This is a genomic window from Ruegeria sp. AB6 (assembly GCF_056542685.1).
The window spans coordinates 345790-360516 of sequence record NZ_JBQGAD010000001.1 but is presented as its reverse complement, the minus strand read 5'-3'; the positions used below and the strand labels follow the sequence as shown (position 1 = coordinate 360516).

At 60.1% G+C, this 14727-nt stretch carries 14 protein-coding genes; 10 read left to right on the top strand and 4 right to left on the bottom strand.

Annotated features, from left to right (window positions below):
* The gene (locus tag ACR0DB_RS01795; protein WP_170752479.1) at positions 1-465 is read right to left on the bottom strand and encodes a (2Fe-2S)-binding protein; all 465 of its coding nucleotides are present in this window, start codon (positions 463-465) and stop codon (positions 1-3) included.
* 141 nt (positions 466-606) lie between these two features.
* On the opposite strand from ACR0DB_RS01795, the gene ACR0DB_RS01790 reads away from it, so the two are divergent.
* From ACR0DB_RS01790 to ACR0DB_RS01765, 6 genes are all read left to right on the top strand, one after another.
* Positions 607-1209 (top strand): TetR/AcrR family transcriptional regulator, encoded by a 603-nt coding sequence (locus ACR0DB_RS01790; protein WP_170770365.1) that lies wholly within the window; start codon positions 607-609, stop codon positions 1207-1209.
* A gap of 188 nt (positions 1210-1397) precedes the next feature.
* Positions 1398-3455 (top strand): adenylate/guanylate cyclase domain-containing protein, encoded by a 2058-nt coding sequence (locus ACR0DB_RS01785; RefSeq protein ID WP_170782672.1) that lies wholly within the window; start codon positions 1398-1400, stop codon positions 3453-3455.
* A gap of 164 nt (positions 3456-3619) precedes the next feature.
* Positions 3620-4615, top strand: coding sequence for a tRNA dihydrouridine(20/20a) synthase DusA (dusA, locus tag ACR0DB_RS01780; RefSeq protein WP_480548470.1), 996 nt, complete (start codon positions 3620-3622; stop codon positions 4613-4615).
* Between the two features lie 39 nt (positions 4616-4654).
* Positions 4655-5479 (top strand): sulfite exporter TauE/SafE family protein, encoded by an 825-nt coding sequence (locus tag ACR0DB_RS01775; protein ID WP_480548468.1) that lies wholly within the window; start codon positions 4655-4657, stop codon positions 5477-5479.
* Positions 5479-6258 carry a hypothetical protein gene (locus tag ACR0DB_RS01770; RefSeq protein WP_480548466.1) on the top strand — a complete coding sequence of 260 codons (780 nt, stop codon included), beginning with the start codon at positions 5479-5481 and terminating at the stop codon, positions 6256-6258. Before ACR0DB_RS01775 ends, ACR0DB_RS01770 begins: the two co-directional genes overlap by 1 nt.
* Positions 6259-6294: 36 nt before the next feature.
* Positions 6295-7023, top strand: a complete 729-nt coding sequence (locus ACR0DB_RS01765) for a SpoIIAA family protein (RefSeq protein ID WP_170770374.1) — start codon at positions 6295-6297, stop codon at positions 7021-7023.
* Between the two features lie 249 nt (positions 7024-7272).
* On the opposite strand, the gene ACR0DB_RS01760 is transcribed toward ACR0DB_RS01765, so the two are convergent.
* The 3 genes from ACR0DB_RS01760 to ccmI are packed head-to-tail and all read right to left on the bottom strand — an operon-like array spanning position 7273 to position 9203.
* Entirely contained in the window at positions 7273-7506 is a 234-nt protein-coding gene (locus ACR0DB_RS01760) for a DUF1289 domain-containing protein (RefSeq protein WP_170770376.1), read from the bottom strand.
* 15 nt (positions 7507-7521) lie between these two features.
* Positions 7522-7986 (bottom strand): Holliday junction resolvase RuvX, encoded by a 465-nt coding sequence (ruvX, locus tag ACR0DB_RS01755; protein WP_170788873.1) that lies wholly within the window; start codon positions 7984-7986, stop codon positions 7522-7524.
* On the bottom strand, positions 7983-9203 hold the full coding sequence (ccmI, locus tag ACR0DB_RS01750; protein ID WP_480548464.1) for a c-type cytochrome biogenesis protein CcmI: 1221 nt from the start codon (positions 9201-9203) through the stop codon (positions 7983-7985). Before ccmI ends, ruvX begins: the two co-directional genes overlap by 4 nt.
* A 196-nt stretch (positions 9204-9399) precedes the next feature.
* Here ccmI and ACR0DB_RS01745 point away from each other — a divergent pair, with 196 nt between their 5' ends.
* The 4 genes from ACR0DB_RS01745 to ACR0DB_RS01730 all read left to right on the top strand — a co-directional run bounded on the left by ACR0DB_RS01745 (position 9400) and on the right by ACR0DB_RS01730 (position 14693).
* Positions 9400-10644 carry a sarcosine oxidase subunit beta family protein gene (locus ACR0DB_RS01745; protein WP_170770382.1) on the top strand — a complete coding sequence of 415 codons (1245 nt, stop codon included), beginning with the start codon at positions 9400-9402 and terminating at the stop codon, positions 10642-10644.
* 87 nt (positions 10645-10731) lie between these two features.
* Complete coding sequence (locus ACR0DB_RS01740; protein ID WP_170770384.1) at positions 10732-11061, top strand: sarcosine oxidase subunit delta; 330 nt, start codon at positions 10732-10734, stop codon at positions 11059-11061.
* Between the two features lie 43 nt (positions 11062-11104).
* Positions 11105-14134 carry a sarcosine oxidase subunit alpha family protein gene (locus tag ACR0DB_RS01735; RefSeq protein ID WP_480548461.1) on the top strand — a complete coding sequence of 1010 codons (3030 nt, stop codon included), beginning with the start codon at positions 11105-11107 and terminating at the stop codon, positions 14132-14134.
* Complete coding sequence (locus ACR0DB_RS01730) at positions 14127-14693, top strand: sarcosine oxidase subunit gamma (RefSeq protein ID WP_480548459.1); 567 nt, start codon at positions 14127-14129, stop codon at positions 14691-14693. Before ACR0DB_RS01735 ends, ACR0DB_RS01730 begins: the two co-directional genes overlap by 8 nt.
* Positions 14694-14727: the final 34 nt, after the last annotated feature.

Genomic DNA, 14727 nt, shown 5'->3' with positions numbered 1-14727 from the left:
TCAGGCCTCCAGAATCTCGGACGCGCGCTGGACGCCGGCGCGGATGCGTTGATAGGTGGCACAGCGACAGGCGTTGCCATACATGTATTCGTCAATTTCCTCGGCCGAGGGCTTGGGGTTTTCGGACAGCAACCCGACAGCCGACATCACTTGGCCCGACTGGCAATAGCCGCACTGAACCACGTCCAGTTCGACCCAGGCCTGCTGGACTGCGGCACCGATCTTGTCGTCGCCGACGGCCTCGATCGTCGTGATCTCAGCATCTTCGACATCTTCGATGTAAGTTTGGCACGAGCGCACGGGCTCGCCATTCAGATGCACGGTGCACGCACCGCAGGACGCGACGCCGCAGCCGAATTTGGTTCCGGTCAGCTTCAATTCATCCCGGATCACCCACAGAAGGGGCGTGCCGGGTTCGGCATCGACCGTGTGGGTCTGGCCGTTCAGTTTCAAGGTCAGTGACATGAGGGGGATACTCCATGTTGGGCTGGTTACCTGAATCGGTAAACTTGCGGGTTTACAATAGGTGACGCTCCCATCAGTGTAAACCCATGCGTTTACCTAGTGTTTGACCTTGCTCTGTCAATGGGCTTATAGCTTGCAGATATGAACGACATCAGCGCGCCGAATGCGGCCAAACACGCTCAGATCATCGAAGCTGCCGTCGCCGAGTTCCAGGAAAAGGGGTTCGCGGCGGCCAGTATGGACCGTGTGTCTGCTCGCGCCGAAGTGTCCAAGCGTACATTGTACAAGTATTTCGAAAGCAAAGAAAATTTGTTCCGGTCTATCGTGGTGGAGCTGTCGAACCGGTTCGCCGGTGTGCTGGATATCCGCTATGAAAAGGGCCGCGATATCCGCGAGCAACTGACTGAACTGGCTTGGGCCGAAGGGCGTATTCTGATGCTGCCCGAGGTGATGGCAATGTCGCGTATGGTGATCAGCGAAGTTTTGCGCAGCCCCGAACTTGCGGCGGCAGCGCAGGGCAAACTGGACAAGACCTCGGTGTTCATTCGGATGTTGCGGGACGCGTCAGAGGACGGCCAGTTGCAAATCGACGACCCCGACGCCGCCGGGCAGGAGTTCATCGGATTGATCAAGGCGCGGGCGTTCTGGCCGATGGTGTTCACCGGCAGTGTCCTGAGCGAGGCCGAAATGACCGACACGATCAACAGCAGCGTTGAGATGATCCTGAGCCGCTATGGCCAGTGATCCACAGCGCGGTTGCGGCGTGGCAATCCTGCGCGGGTGTTTCTACCTCTGCTTGCAGGTTTGCCGATGACGCGTGATGACGCATCTTTAACACTTGCGTGAGATTTTCGCGCAAAATCAAAGTAAGCTTTGCTTCTTTTCCGTTCTGAACGGAATACTGTGTCAAACGTTACTTTTTCGGAGCGTTCATGCGACTTAGCGTCGGCATCGCTGTCTCAATCCTGGTTGCCTTCTCGATCGGCGTCTCGACGTTTGTGGTCCATTCCTTGTGGTGGACGACGGCGCGCGATAACAGCCGTATGCTGGCTGCAGAAATCAACACGCAGATCGCCAATACCGTGCGCACCGAGGTGGGCGCGACGCTGGGCTCGGCCGAGGCCGCCTGGGCGGCGGTGCGTACGATCTTTGTGCAAAACGTTATTGAGACCCGTCAGGCCGATAAGCGCGAATTCGTGTTTCTGTCGCAATTGCAGGCACAGCCCAACATCTCGTGGATTTTCTTTGGCTGGCCGGACGGCAATTTCTTTGCCTCGCATCGTCTGGGTGATGGTGGGCTTGAGATGGTCGAAATTGACGACCAAATCCACGACCGCATGTTGCGCAAGGACCAGTATATTTTCATCCCCGGCGACATTCAGTTTGAGGCGCGCACCTTTTCGGAGACCACTTATGACCCCCGTGACCACGCGTGGTTTGGGAATTTCATGGGTCTGAACTCTCAGGGGTGGATCGAAGCACGTGATTTGCCGGGCAGCAACAAAACCGTTTACGCGTTTGCTGGACCTGTCGATGTGAACCGCAGACGCGAAGGTGTCTTGGCCGTCGCGATCGAAACGGACCGGCTTTCGCGCTTTCTGGCCACTTTGAACCCCGGTGAGTTCGGGGCGGCCTTTATTCTGGACGCGGATGGCAAGGTCATCGCTGTTCCTGATCAAGAAGCGGATGAGGTGACGCCTGCGCGGATGGGCGAAGGCGAACTTTACGAAGTTGCCATGATCTCGGGCGAACAGCTTTTAGGCGGCTCCAAGGCCAAAGCGGCGGGCAGCCAGAACCAGAGGGTGGTGATCGACGGGGTTCCCTACGCGGTCGCACTGACCCCGCTGGGGTTTTATGGATGGCGGGTGGCCACGGTGATCCCGGAATCTGCGTTCTTGTCAGGGATCGACAAGACGCTGATCAACCTGCTGTATATTCTTATCGTCGTGGTGACTTTGGCCATCGGGTCGACGATCTGGCTGGCACGCAGCATTGTGGCCAAACCGCTGGCGCGCATCGCCGAAGACCTAAACAAAATCGAACGGTTTGACGTCGAAGAGATCTCGCGCAGGCCCTCGAAGCTGTCCGAACTGGCCAATCTGTCTGCTGCAACTGCGAGCATGGCGGCCGGTTTGTCGGCTTTTCGCAAATATGTCCCGACCGATCTGGTGCGCATGCTGGTTGCCGAGGGCATCAAATCGCAACCGGGCGGGGACATCAAACGGATCTCAGTCCTGTTTTGCGATGTGACCGGCTTCACTGGGCTGTCCGAAAAGCTGGGTCCGCGCATCGTACAATTGATGGAGCCGTTTTTCAGCGCGGCATCGACCGCGATTACTCGCCATGACGGCACCATCGACAAGTTCATGGGGGATGCGGTAATGGCGTTCTGGGGCGCTCCGCGTACCGATGCCGATCACGCCGAAAATGCTTGCCGCGCCGCGTTGGACCTGATCGCCGCTGTCGATGAGGCCGGTATCGTGGACGACGCTGGGCACCCCCTGCGTGTGCGCATCGGTTTGAACAGCGGTGAAGCTCTGGTGGGCAATATCGGTTCGGAACAGCGGCTCAACTATACGGCCATCGGTGATGTGGTGAATGTGGCCAGCCGGTTGGAAGGGGCGAACCGGTCTTTTGGCACTTTGATCCTGATCGGCCCGGAAACGCGGCGCGAGGCGGGCGATGCGATTGTCGTGCGGGAACTGGACACACTGACCCTCTTTGGGCGGGATCAGGAGCTGGTGGTTTATGAGCTGATCGGCATGAGAGATGGGTTCGACGCCCCTGACGACTGGATTTTGGCCTACGAACAAGGGCTGGCACATTACCGGGCCAAACGGTTCGAGCAGGCGATTGCAGCGTTTGAGGCGGCAGATCAACTGCGTGGCGGCGACCCCGCGTCGGTTGTCATGAAAACCCGCGCGCATGAGTTGCTGAGCGCCCCTTTGCCCAAGGGGTGGCGCGCTGTGACCCATACGGAAAAGTACTGACGCGCTTTTCGCCTGTTGACCGGCCTTGATCGAATGCGGCCGCGTTTCGTCGCCTGCTGCTGTTCGTTTCGAGCGTATGTGATAAAGGGTGCCGCACTCGAATCGGCAATTCGGCACCAAATGCTTTGTAAAGGTGCCTTTCTTGAGCGTGTAAGGCGAACCTGGTGACGAACGAAATACGAAATGCAGCGCGCCTGAGCGTGGCCCCCATGATGGATTGGACAGACCGCCATTGCCGGTATCTGCACCGTCTGCTGAGCGCCGAGACCCTGCTTTACACCGAGATGGTCACGGCCCCCGCTCTGGTACGCGGCGGGGCGCTGCATCTGTTGGACTATAGCCCGCAGGAACATCCCGTAGCGCTGCAACTGGGTGGGTCGGACCCCGCCGAACTGGCGAAAGCCGCGCGTCTGGGAGGCGAGGTCGGGTACGATGAGATCAATCTGAACTGCGGCTGCCCGTCGGACCGCGTGCAATCGGGCACATTCGGCGCGGTGCTGATGAAAGACCCGGCCCGCGTGGCCGAATGCGTGGCCGCGATGCGCGATGCGGTCGATGTCGAGGTCACGGTCAAATGCCGGATCGGCGTTGATGATCAAGACCCGGAGCAGGTTCTGCCCGCCTTTCTTCAGGCCATACGCGCGGCAGGGTGCGAACGCGTCACCATTCATGCGCGCAAGGCGTGGCTGCAGGGGCTCAGCCCCAAGGAAAACCGCGATATCCCGCCGCTCGATTATGATTTGGTGCACCGGATGAAGACGCAGTTCAGCGATATGCATGTGTCGATCAATGGCGGCATCATCTCGCTGAAACAGGCGCAAGAGCATCTGGATCAAGGGCTGGATGGTGTCATGATCGGCCGAGCTGCCTATCACCAGCCCGCCGATATTCTGGCAGAGGCGGACCCGCTGATCTACGGAGTCGGGCAGGCCGCCGATCCGATCGATGTGGTCAAAAAAATCGTGCCATATGTCGAGCAGCACCTTGCCGCGGGGGGGCGTTTGCATCAGATCACCCGCCATATGCTGGGTCTGTTCGCTGGGCGTCCCGGCGCGCGTGCCTGGCGACGGGCCTTGTCCGAAGGGGCCGTGCAGGACGGGGCAGGGCCTGAGGTCATGTTGCAGGCGCTCGACCGCGTTGCGCCTTTGACTGACGCGTGAGAATTCAAAACGCGGCCTTTGGGTCGGGATGGGGGAAAGATGCCAGAGACGATGTTGCTGGTTCAGATGCTGGCACTTTTGCTTGTGATCGGAGCGTTCGCGGGCGTGTTGGCCGGATTGCTGGGTGTTGGCGGTGGGATCGTTCTGGTTCCGGCCTTTTTCTATGCGTTTCAAACGCTTGGTTATGGCGGTCCGCAACTGATGCAGCTGTGTCTTGCAACTTCGCTGGCCACAATCATTGTCACGTCAATCCGCTCGGTTCTGGCCCATAACAAGAAAGGTGCGGTGGATTGGTCGATCCTGCAAGGCTGGGGGCCGGGCATCGCGCTGGGCGCAATCCTCGGCGTGATGGTGGCGTCGGCCCTGCGAACCGAGGCATTGCAGGCGCTGTTCGGCGTACTTGGGATGGTAATAGGGGCCTATATGGGGTTGGGCAAGTCGGAATGGCGGCTAGGTGACGCGATGCCCAAGGGCGTGCGGCGTGCGGTCCTATCTCCGGGCGTTGGGTTCCTGTCGGTCCTGATGGGCATCGGAGGGGGCAGTTTCGGCGTGCCGCTTATGAGCCTGTTCAACACGCCAATTCACCGTGCCGTCGCGACGGCTGCCGGGTTTGGTGTAATCATCGCCGTGCCGTCGGTCATAGGCTTTCTGTTTCTGGGCATCGCGCCCGAACACCGCCCGCCGCTGACCATCGGCGCGGTCAATCTGGTTGCTTTGGCCATCGTGGTCGCAATGACCATGATTACGGCGCCTTGGGGCGTAAAACTGGCCCATGCGATGGACCCGAAGCCACTCAAAAGGGTCTTTGCGGTCTTTCTGACATTGGTCGCGCTGAACATGCTACGCAAGGCGGTGGGGCTGTGATGGATTTCCACGAGAGGGGCTGGGTGAAGTTTCCCTATGATCCGGTTTTGGCTGATTGGGTGCGGCACGCTTTGCCACAGGCACGCGCCTCGGTGGCGGATCCGGCCCATGCACAATGGGTGGATTGCGAGGGCACTTGGTTCATCGGCGTAGATGCACTGGACAATGATGCGCAGGGACGGGTCGGGCAGTCGGATGTCCTGTCCGGGCAGGCCATGGGGTTTATTGTCGAACAGTACGGAACACTGCCCTTGCACAAAGGTCAGGTCTCGATCATCTATCCCGGCTACCCCAAACCGCGCCGGGGCGAGAATGAGGCGGCAGCGCGGTATCGACGCAATCGGGATGCGGCGCATGTGGATGGTCTGCGCCCGACGGGACCGGACCGCCGCCGCCGCGTGGATGAGCCGCACGCGTGGATATTGGGAATACCGCTGACCGATGCCAGTGCTGATGCCTCACCCATGGTTCTGTGGGAGGGCAGCCACAAAATCCTGCGCACCGCTTTTGCAGAAGCGCTGAAGGATCACCCTCGCGACAGGCTGCACGAGGTGGATATCACCGACATCTACCAAACCTTCCGACGCGAGGTGTTCGACACCTGCCCGCGTATCGAACTGACCGCCAAACCTGGCGAGGCGTATTTGCTGCATCGCCATTGCCTGCACGGGGTCGCGCCGTGGCCGGATGGTGCAAATGCTGGGCCGGACGGTCGGATGATTGCCTATTTCCGCCCCGAATGCGCAGGGGGTGTGGCCGAGTGGATCGAATCTCCGTAACCTGCCGCCATTGTTTTGGTTTGGAGGTTTAGGGGTATGATTACGGTTCACACAAGTTCGGACGGCGCGCAGATTGAAGTCGAGCTGTCCGGCGAAGTCACCAGCACCGATTACAGCGAAACGCTTGTTCCAGCGATCGAAGCGGCGCTGGCAGAGCATGAGACCGTGCGCCTGATGGCCGTCGTTCAGCCCGAGTTCAAGGGCTATGACCTGGGGGCGGCGTGGTCGGATACCAAGCTGGGTCTCAGCCATTGGCGCGGCTTTGATCGGATCGCCGTGGTGGCTGATCAGGGGTGGGTGCAGACCAGCACTCGTCTGGCCGCGCCGATCATGCCCTGTCCAATGCAGGTTTTCGAACTGGCCGATATCGAAGAGGCGCGGCGGTGGTTGCGCGAATCCTTGGGCTCGATCCATGTGACCGATTTGGGCGGACCCTGTGTTCAGATCAGCCTGTTGGGCAAGCTGGACCCCGACGAATACCAAAAGGCCGGGGCGCATCTGGACGATCTGCTGCGCGACAAGACCGGGTTTCGTCTGCTGATCGACCTCAGCGCTTTTGACGGCTGGCGGGGCCTTACGGCTTTAGCTGCGCATTTCCGACTGGCAAGCGGCCATATCGGACGGCTGGATCGCGCGGCTATCGTGGGCGACAAGGCGTGGCAACATCTGGCGCAACGCGTCGCAAGCCATGTGCTGGGTGCGCGTACCCAGTTTTTCCCGGCAGAAGAGATAGATAACGCAAAGACCTGGCTTGCCGCTGGCTAGTGTCAGGATCGGCGGATTGACGCCAAGTCAGCCCATTTGGCGACATGTTGTTCTTGATTGACCAGTCAGAAAAAATCTAGTGTCCCAATGTTTGCCCCGTCGACCACGCGAGGCAACAAAAATGCCGAAACGCGCCGTTGTGGGTTGCCACTCACTCACAAAATGTCTTCGAACTTGACCCCCTTGGAGTTCAGACCAACCTGCAACGGCGCAGGCGCGGCACAGGGGTCGGGAACCGGGGAGGTAGGGTCAGGATTTGTTCAGACGCGCCGACCGTCCGCCGCGCCGTTTTGCAAGCTGCGGCTTGCGGTCGGGCAGGGACTCCATGATCTCGGCACGTTCGGAACTGTCCATCTTGGACCAGCGCGAGATCTCGTCGATGGTGCGATAGCAGCCGGTGCAGATCCGCTCTGTCGGGTGCACGACGCAAATCTGGACACAAGGGCTTTCGACCTCATTCCGTTTCCAGACCATGTTTGTCATAGGCGTCATCCGTCCTTACAGAAAGCGCAGCCTGTCCAGCGCTCCTTGCAAGATATAACCGGCGGCGACGTGATCAATAACCTGTCCGCGACGTTTTCGTGTCGTATCCGCCTCAAGCAGTGCTTTTTCTGCCGCAACAGTGCTGAGGCGTTCGTCCCAGAACCCGATGGGGACATCGGTCAGACGCATCATATTGCGGGCAAAAGCGCGGGTAGACTGGCACCGGGGGCCTTCGGATCCGTCCATGTTTTTCGGCAGGCCCAGAATAACTCCGCCAATTTCACGTTCTGCAATCAGCTCTAGCAGGCGTGCGGAATCGAGCGTGAATTTCTTGCGTCGAACAGTCTCCAGAGGGCTGGCCACGCCGCGCATCCGGTCCGAGACCGCGACCCCAATGGTCTTTTCCCCCAGATCCAGCCCCATCAGCGCCGTCATTGGTGCAAGAGCCGATGCGAAATCTTCAAACGCGTCGTGGATCATTGCGCGATCCCGGCCTGAAACGCGGCTGCGTCAAGCAGTTCCAGCGCCTCGGTATCGCCTGCAAAGATGTCCACGGCTTCTTTCATGATATCAATCGCGCGCTGGCCTTCACCCAGAACCCCCAAAGCGGCAATAAGCTGCGCCCAATCCTCGACCGGACCGCCTTCGGTGGCCAGACGATCTGACAGCTGGTTGACCATGCCTTGGATCATTTCTTGCCGTTCCTCTGGCGTCAAAGCCGCGGCGGCGTCGATGTCTTCACGGCTAGGGCCGGACGGTGCCGGGATATTTGGCGGGTTAAACACGCCTGCCCGGAAAGCCAGATCGTCAAGCTGGGCGTAGATGGCCTCGACCCAAGGCGCGCTGGGTGGGGCGACGCGCAGGGCGTCGATCCAGATGCGATAGCCGATGTCAGGACGCCCGACCTGAACCATCATTTGCCCCAGATAGTAGTTTGCAGGGCCATGACGCGGATCACGCTGCAATGCCTGCTTCAACGCCTCTTCCGCCTCGGGCGAGACATAGCCATTTGCCGACAGGATCATCATCTCGGCCAGATGCGAATAGGCATCCGCCGGAGCGGCGTCACCGGAAAGTTCGATCACCCGCTGCTGCGCGGCGTAGGCAGCCCGGAAATTCCCTGCGTTTGCCTCATGTTGCGCCAGCAGGATATGGCCTTGCAGGTCGTCGGGGCGTGCCGAGACTGTCTCACGCAATTGCTCCAGTAGGGCAGCGTAGCTTTCGTCCAGTTGCGGCTGTGGAGCGGCGGGTAGGTCGGCCTCGACCTGAGCCTGGCTGGGGCGGTCGGCCCGTAAGGCTTCGGCCATCTCCTTGCGCAGCTCCAGTGGCTGATCCGGTAGTCCGGCCGCGCCCATCTGACGATACATCCAGAATCCGCCGCCTACTAAAACGGCAGCAACGACCGAGATTGCGACGACATTGGCCCAGAGCGGCGGTCCATCCTGATCCGTTTGCGCCTGCATCTGCGCGTCAGCGGCCAGAATGCGGCGCGAGATTTCGGTTCGCACACGTTCTGCGTCCGCTTCGCTGACGACGCCCCGCGCCAGATCGCGATCAACACCTGCCAGTTGCTCGCGATACACACGCAGGTCGTAGGCTGCGGCGGGTTCACGGTTTTTACGCCCCCTGAACATCGCATAGCCAAGGAACGCGGCAATCAGCAGCGCGGTGAGGATCAAGAGGGCCCAGAAAGTCATGACAGCTCCAGTATAGCTGCCCTGACTTAGACCTGCAGGCGCGTAGAAAAAAGGGACAAATGGCCGCGAGACGATTACAACACGCAATATTGGGCGCTATGTCGCAATAGTGCGATATTACGGCGTTGAACGGCAGGGGTATAGTGTCGTTACGCGGCATACCTTCGCACAATCACCGAACCGGATGGATTCGCTTATGAAACACTATTCAGCCTTTGCTGTGGCGCGTGAAGCGCTGCGCTATCACACCGGGTGGGAACGCGCTTGGCGTTCGCCCGAGCCTAAGAAGAAATACGACGTGATCATCGTCGGTGCCGGTGGTCATGGTTTGGCTACGGCGTATTACTTAGGTAAAAATTACGGCATTCAGAATGTCGCCGTGATCGAAAAAGGCTGGCTGGGTGGCGGCAATACCGGCCGGAACACGACCATCATCCGGTCGAACTATTTGCAGGATCCGTCGGCGGCGTTGTACGAAAAGGCACGCAGCCTCTACGAGGATCTGAGCCAGGATCTGAACTACAATATCATGTTTAGCCCGCGTGGCGTAATCATGTTGGCGCAGACCCAGCACGAGATCCGCGGCTATCAGCGCACGGCCCATGCCAACGCGTTGCAAGGTGTGAAGACCGAGTGGATCACGCCCGAGCGCGTCAAAGAGCTGGTGCCGATCATCAATCTGGACGGGCCGCGCTATCCGGTTTTGGGCGGTCTGTGGCAGGAACGCGGTGGTACCGCGCGTCACGATGCGGTGGCCTGGGGTTACGCCCGTGCCTGTTCGGCCATGGGAATGGACATCATCCAGCAATGCGAAGTCACCGGCGTGCGGCAGGAAAATGGCCGCGTTGTGGGCGTCGACACCACCAAAGGCGCGATCGACTGTGACAAGCTGGGCATTGTGGTCGCAGGCCATTCCGGTCAGCTGGCCGAGATGGCGGGCTTCCGTTTGCCGCTTGAGGCCGTGGCACTGCAGGCGCTGGTGTCCGAACCGATCAAACCCTGCATGGACGTGGTTGTGATGGCCAACACTGTGCACGGCTACATGTCGCAATCCGACAAGGGTGAGATGGTCATCGGTGGCGGCACTGACGCTTACAACAACTTCACCCAGCGCGGTTCGTTCCATCATATCGAAGAAACCGTGCGGGCGCTGGTCGAGACCTTCCCTATGATCTCGCGCCTGAAGATGCTGCGCCAGTGGGGCGGGATCGTGGACATGACCGGCGACCGCTCACCCATCCTGTCGAAAACGCCTCTGGGTGGATGCTTTATCAACGCTGGTTGGGGCACGGGCGGCTTCAAGGCCATTCCGGGCTCGGGCTGGGGTATGGCGCAGCTGATGGCTACGGGTCATTCGCCGCTGACCGAAGCCTTCACGATGGACCGCTTCAAAGAAGGCCGCTTCATCGACGAAAGCGTCGCCGCCGGGGTGGCGCACTGATGAGATTTTTCGTCGAAAAATCTTACGCGCCCGACACGCTGATTTCGCAGGACACTGCCGTGTACCTGCTGCCGAAAGGATGACCAGATGCTGATCCTGAATTGCCCATATTGCGGCGTCGATGCCGAAGAAACCGAACTGGCCGCTGGCGGCGAGGCGCATCTCAAGCGCTATGGCCCCGGCTCGTCGGATGATGAGTTCCACGACTACCTGTTCATGCGTGAAAACCCCAAAGGCGTTCACTTCGAACGCTGGCGCCACGCCAATGGTTGCGGAAAGTGGTTCCACGCGGCGCGTGCGACCGACACGCTCGAAGTCTTCGGTACCTATTCCGCTCAGACCACCGAGCCACCGCAAGAAATCCGCGAGGCGATCACCGCCAAGCGCCCCGGCTGGACCTGGAGAGAGTTCGAATGATCCGCCCAGCCACCCGTAATTCCGCCTGCGAAAGGTCCGCAACATGAGCACCCGTCTCGCAAATCAAGGCCGGCTGATCGACCGGTCGAAACAGGTTACATTCAGTTTCAACGGCACCTCGATGCAGGGCTATGAGGGCGACACGCTGGCCTCGGCCCTGCTGGCCAATGATCAAATGATGATGGGCCGATCGTTCAAATATCACCGTCCGCGCGGCGTTGTCGCCAGCGGCGCGGAAGAGCCGAACGCTCTGGTCGGTCTGGGGCAGGGCAACCGGTTCGAGCCGAACCAGCGCGCAACCACGACCGAGCTGTTCAATGGCTTGACCTCGATCTCGCAGAACCACTGGCCGAACCTCGAGTTTGATATCGGGTCGATCAACACCCACCTGTCGCGCTTCTTGCCGGCGGGCTTCTACTACAAGATGTTCATTCATCCCAAGCCGTTCTGGAAACACGTCTACGAGCCGTTCATCCGTCAGTCCGCGGGTCTTGGCAAAGCGCCTGACAAGGACAACCGCGATGCGGACACGTACGAGCACTTCTACCACTTCACCGATGTTCTGGTAATCGGCGGCGGTGTAGCGGGTCTTCAGGCTGCGAAAGTGGCAGCCGCGTCCGGTGCCAAAGTCATGCTGATCGAGCAGACTGCCCATTGGGGTGGCCGGGCTCCGGTTGACGGTGGTACGATCAATGATGAGCCTGTGGATAAGTTCGTGGAACAATTGGTTTCCGAACTCGAAGCAATGGACAACGTCACGATGCGCAATCGTTGCATGGGGGCCGGGGTTTATGACCACGGTTACGTGCTGGGATATGAGCGTTTGACCGACCACAAGCCGGGCACTCAGGGCCCACGTCACCGGCTGTGGCGCATCCGCGCCAAACAGGTTGTAACTGCCACCGGCGCGATCGAGCGTCCGCTGTCCTTTGCGGGCAACGATGTGCCGGGCGTGATGCTGGCCTCGGCCATGCGCGACTATGTGGTGAACTGGGGCGTGACCCCCGGCGACCGCGTAATCGTTGCGACCAACAATGATGACGCCTATCGCACTGCGATCATCCTGAAACAGGCCGGTGTCGAGGTTCTGCGTATCGTGGATGCGCGCACGACAGCCGGACCGTTGGCCGATGAGGCGCGCCAGCTTGCCATTCAGGTCGATCCGGGCAAAGCCATTGCCAAGGTCAAGGGCGGCAAACGCGTCAAAAAGGTCGAACTGTGCAATCAAGAAGGCATCGGCGGTGCACGCGAAGAGGTCGAGTGCGACGCGGTCGCCATGTCGGGCGGCTGGTCTCCGGTCGTGCATATGTGGTCGCATTGCGGCGGCAAACTGATCTGGGATGAGGCGCAGGCGCATTTCCGGCCTGACCCGTCGCGGCCTCCTCTGGGCGCTGATGGTGAAGGGTTCGTGCTGGCCGCGGGCTCGTCGAATGGTCCGCTGGCGCTGGGCGATGTTCTGACCGACGCGGATGCAGCGGGCAAGGCAGCAGCCAAGGCGGCTGGTTTCACAGCGAAACGCACCAAGGCTCCGGTCGGTGAGACCACGGCTGAGGCTCCGATGGCGGCGGTTTGGTTGATGCCCGCCAATGCCGAGATCGGTTTGCGGATGAAATCTTGGCTGGATTTCCAGAACGACGTCAAAGTATCCGACGTACAATTGGCCGCGCGCGAGGGTTACGAAAGCGTCGAGCACACCAAGCGTTACACCACGCTGGGTATGGCAACCGATCAGGGTAAGCTGAGCAACATCAACGGCTTGGCGATCCTTGCTGATGCATTGGACAAGGAAATCCCGAAGGTCGGTACAACCACCTTCCGTCCGCCTTACACACCCATCTCGATGGCTTCGATTGGCGGTGAAGCGCGTGGTGAGGTGTTCCAGCCGATCCGTCAGACTCCTATGCACAACTGGCACGACAAGAACGGCGCCGATTGGGAGCCGGTCGGCCACTGGCGCCGGACCTATGCCTATGTTCGTCCCGGCGAATCCGTCCATGACGCGGTCAATCGCGAGGTGAAGAACACCCGTGAAAACCTCGGCCTGCTGGATGCCTCGACGCTGGGTAAGCTGATCGTCAAGGGCCCCGATGCGGGCAAGTTCCTGGACATGCTGTATACCAACATGATGTCCACGCTAAAGGTCGGCAAATGCCGCTATGGCCTGATGTGCTCGGAAAACGGCTTCCTGATCGACGACGGCGTTGTTGCCCGCATCGATGAGGACACGTGGCTGTGCCACACCACCACCGGCGGTGCCGAGCGTATCCATGGTCACATGGAGGAGTGGCTGCAGACCGAGTGGTGGGACTGGAAAGTCTACGTCGCCAACGTGACCGAGCAATACGCACAGGTCGCCGTGGTCGGCCCCAACGCTCGTAAGGTGCTGGACAAGCTGAACGCACAGGCGGGCGGCGGCATGGATCTGTCGAAAGAGGCGCTGCCATTCATGGAATGGCGCGATGGCAAGATCGGCGCGTTCGACGCGCGGGCCTATCGCATCTCGTTCTCGGGCGAGCTGTCCTATGAGATCGCGGTTCCCGCATCTCAGGGTCAGGCCTTCTGGGACGCTCTGATGGACGCAGGCAAAGAGTTCGGCGTGATGCCCTACGGCACCGAATGTCTGCACATCCTGCGGGCCGAAAAGGGCTTTATCATGATCGGAGACGAGACAGACGGCACCGTGATCCCGCAAGATCTGGGGCTACACTGGGCGCTGTCGAAAAAGAAAGAGGACTATCTGGGCAAACGCGCTCATACACGCAGCCACATGGCCGATCCGGACCGTTGGAAACTGGTCGGGCTTGAGACTGTGGATGGTTCTGTCCTTCCCGACGGTGCCTACGCAGTGGGCGAGGGCGTCAATGCCAACGGTCAGCGTAACATGATCGGGCGTGTGACCTCGACCTATTACTCGGCCAATCTGGGCAAAGGCATCGCCATGGGCCTGATCAAGCACGGTCCTGACCGGATGGGCGAGATTGTCGAGTTCCCGGGCACCGACGGCAAAACCTACAAAGCCAAGATCGTTGACCCGATCTTTTACGACAAAGACGGGGAGAAGCAGAATGTCTGAACCCATCAGCGCACTGAACCACGCCAGCTTTGAGGGCATCGCCAAAGTCGAAGAATGCGGCCTGCAAGGCATGATCACGCTGCGCGGCGATCTGTCCGATAAGGCGCTGGCGAAGGCCGTCAAAGACGCAACCGGGCAAAAAATGCCCGGTCAGCGCGAAGCTTTCGTGGAAGGTGAGTCCGGCGTGTGCTGGATGTCCTCGGACGAATTGCTAGTGCTGGTGCCCTATGCCGAAGTCGACGCCAAGCTGGCGGCCATGACCAAGACACTAAGCGGCACCCATTCGTTGGCTGTAAACGTGTCGGACGCGCGGGCTGTGTTCCGTGTCTCGGGCACCAGTGCCCGCGAGGTTCTGGGAAAAATTGCCCCGGTCGAGCTGTCGGCCGAGGCCTTCCAACCCGGTCAAATCCGCCGCTCGCGCCTTGCACAGATCGCAGGGGCGTTCTGGATGGACGACGCCGAGACCTTCCGCGTCGTCTGTTTCCGTTCGGCTGCGGATTACGCGTTCAACTTGCTTAAAGTGGCCGCACAACCGGGCAGCGAGGTCGGGATCTACTGAATCTGAACCTTTATCGTTTTGAAGTAGGGCCACC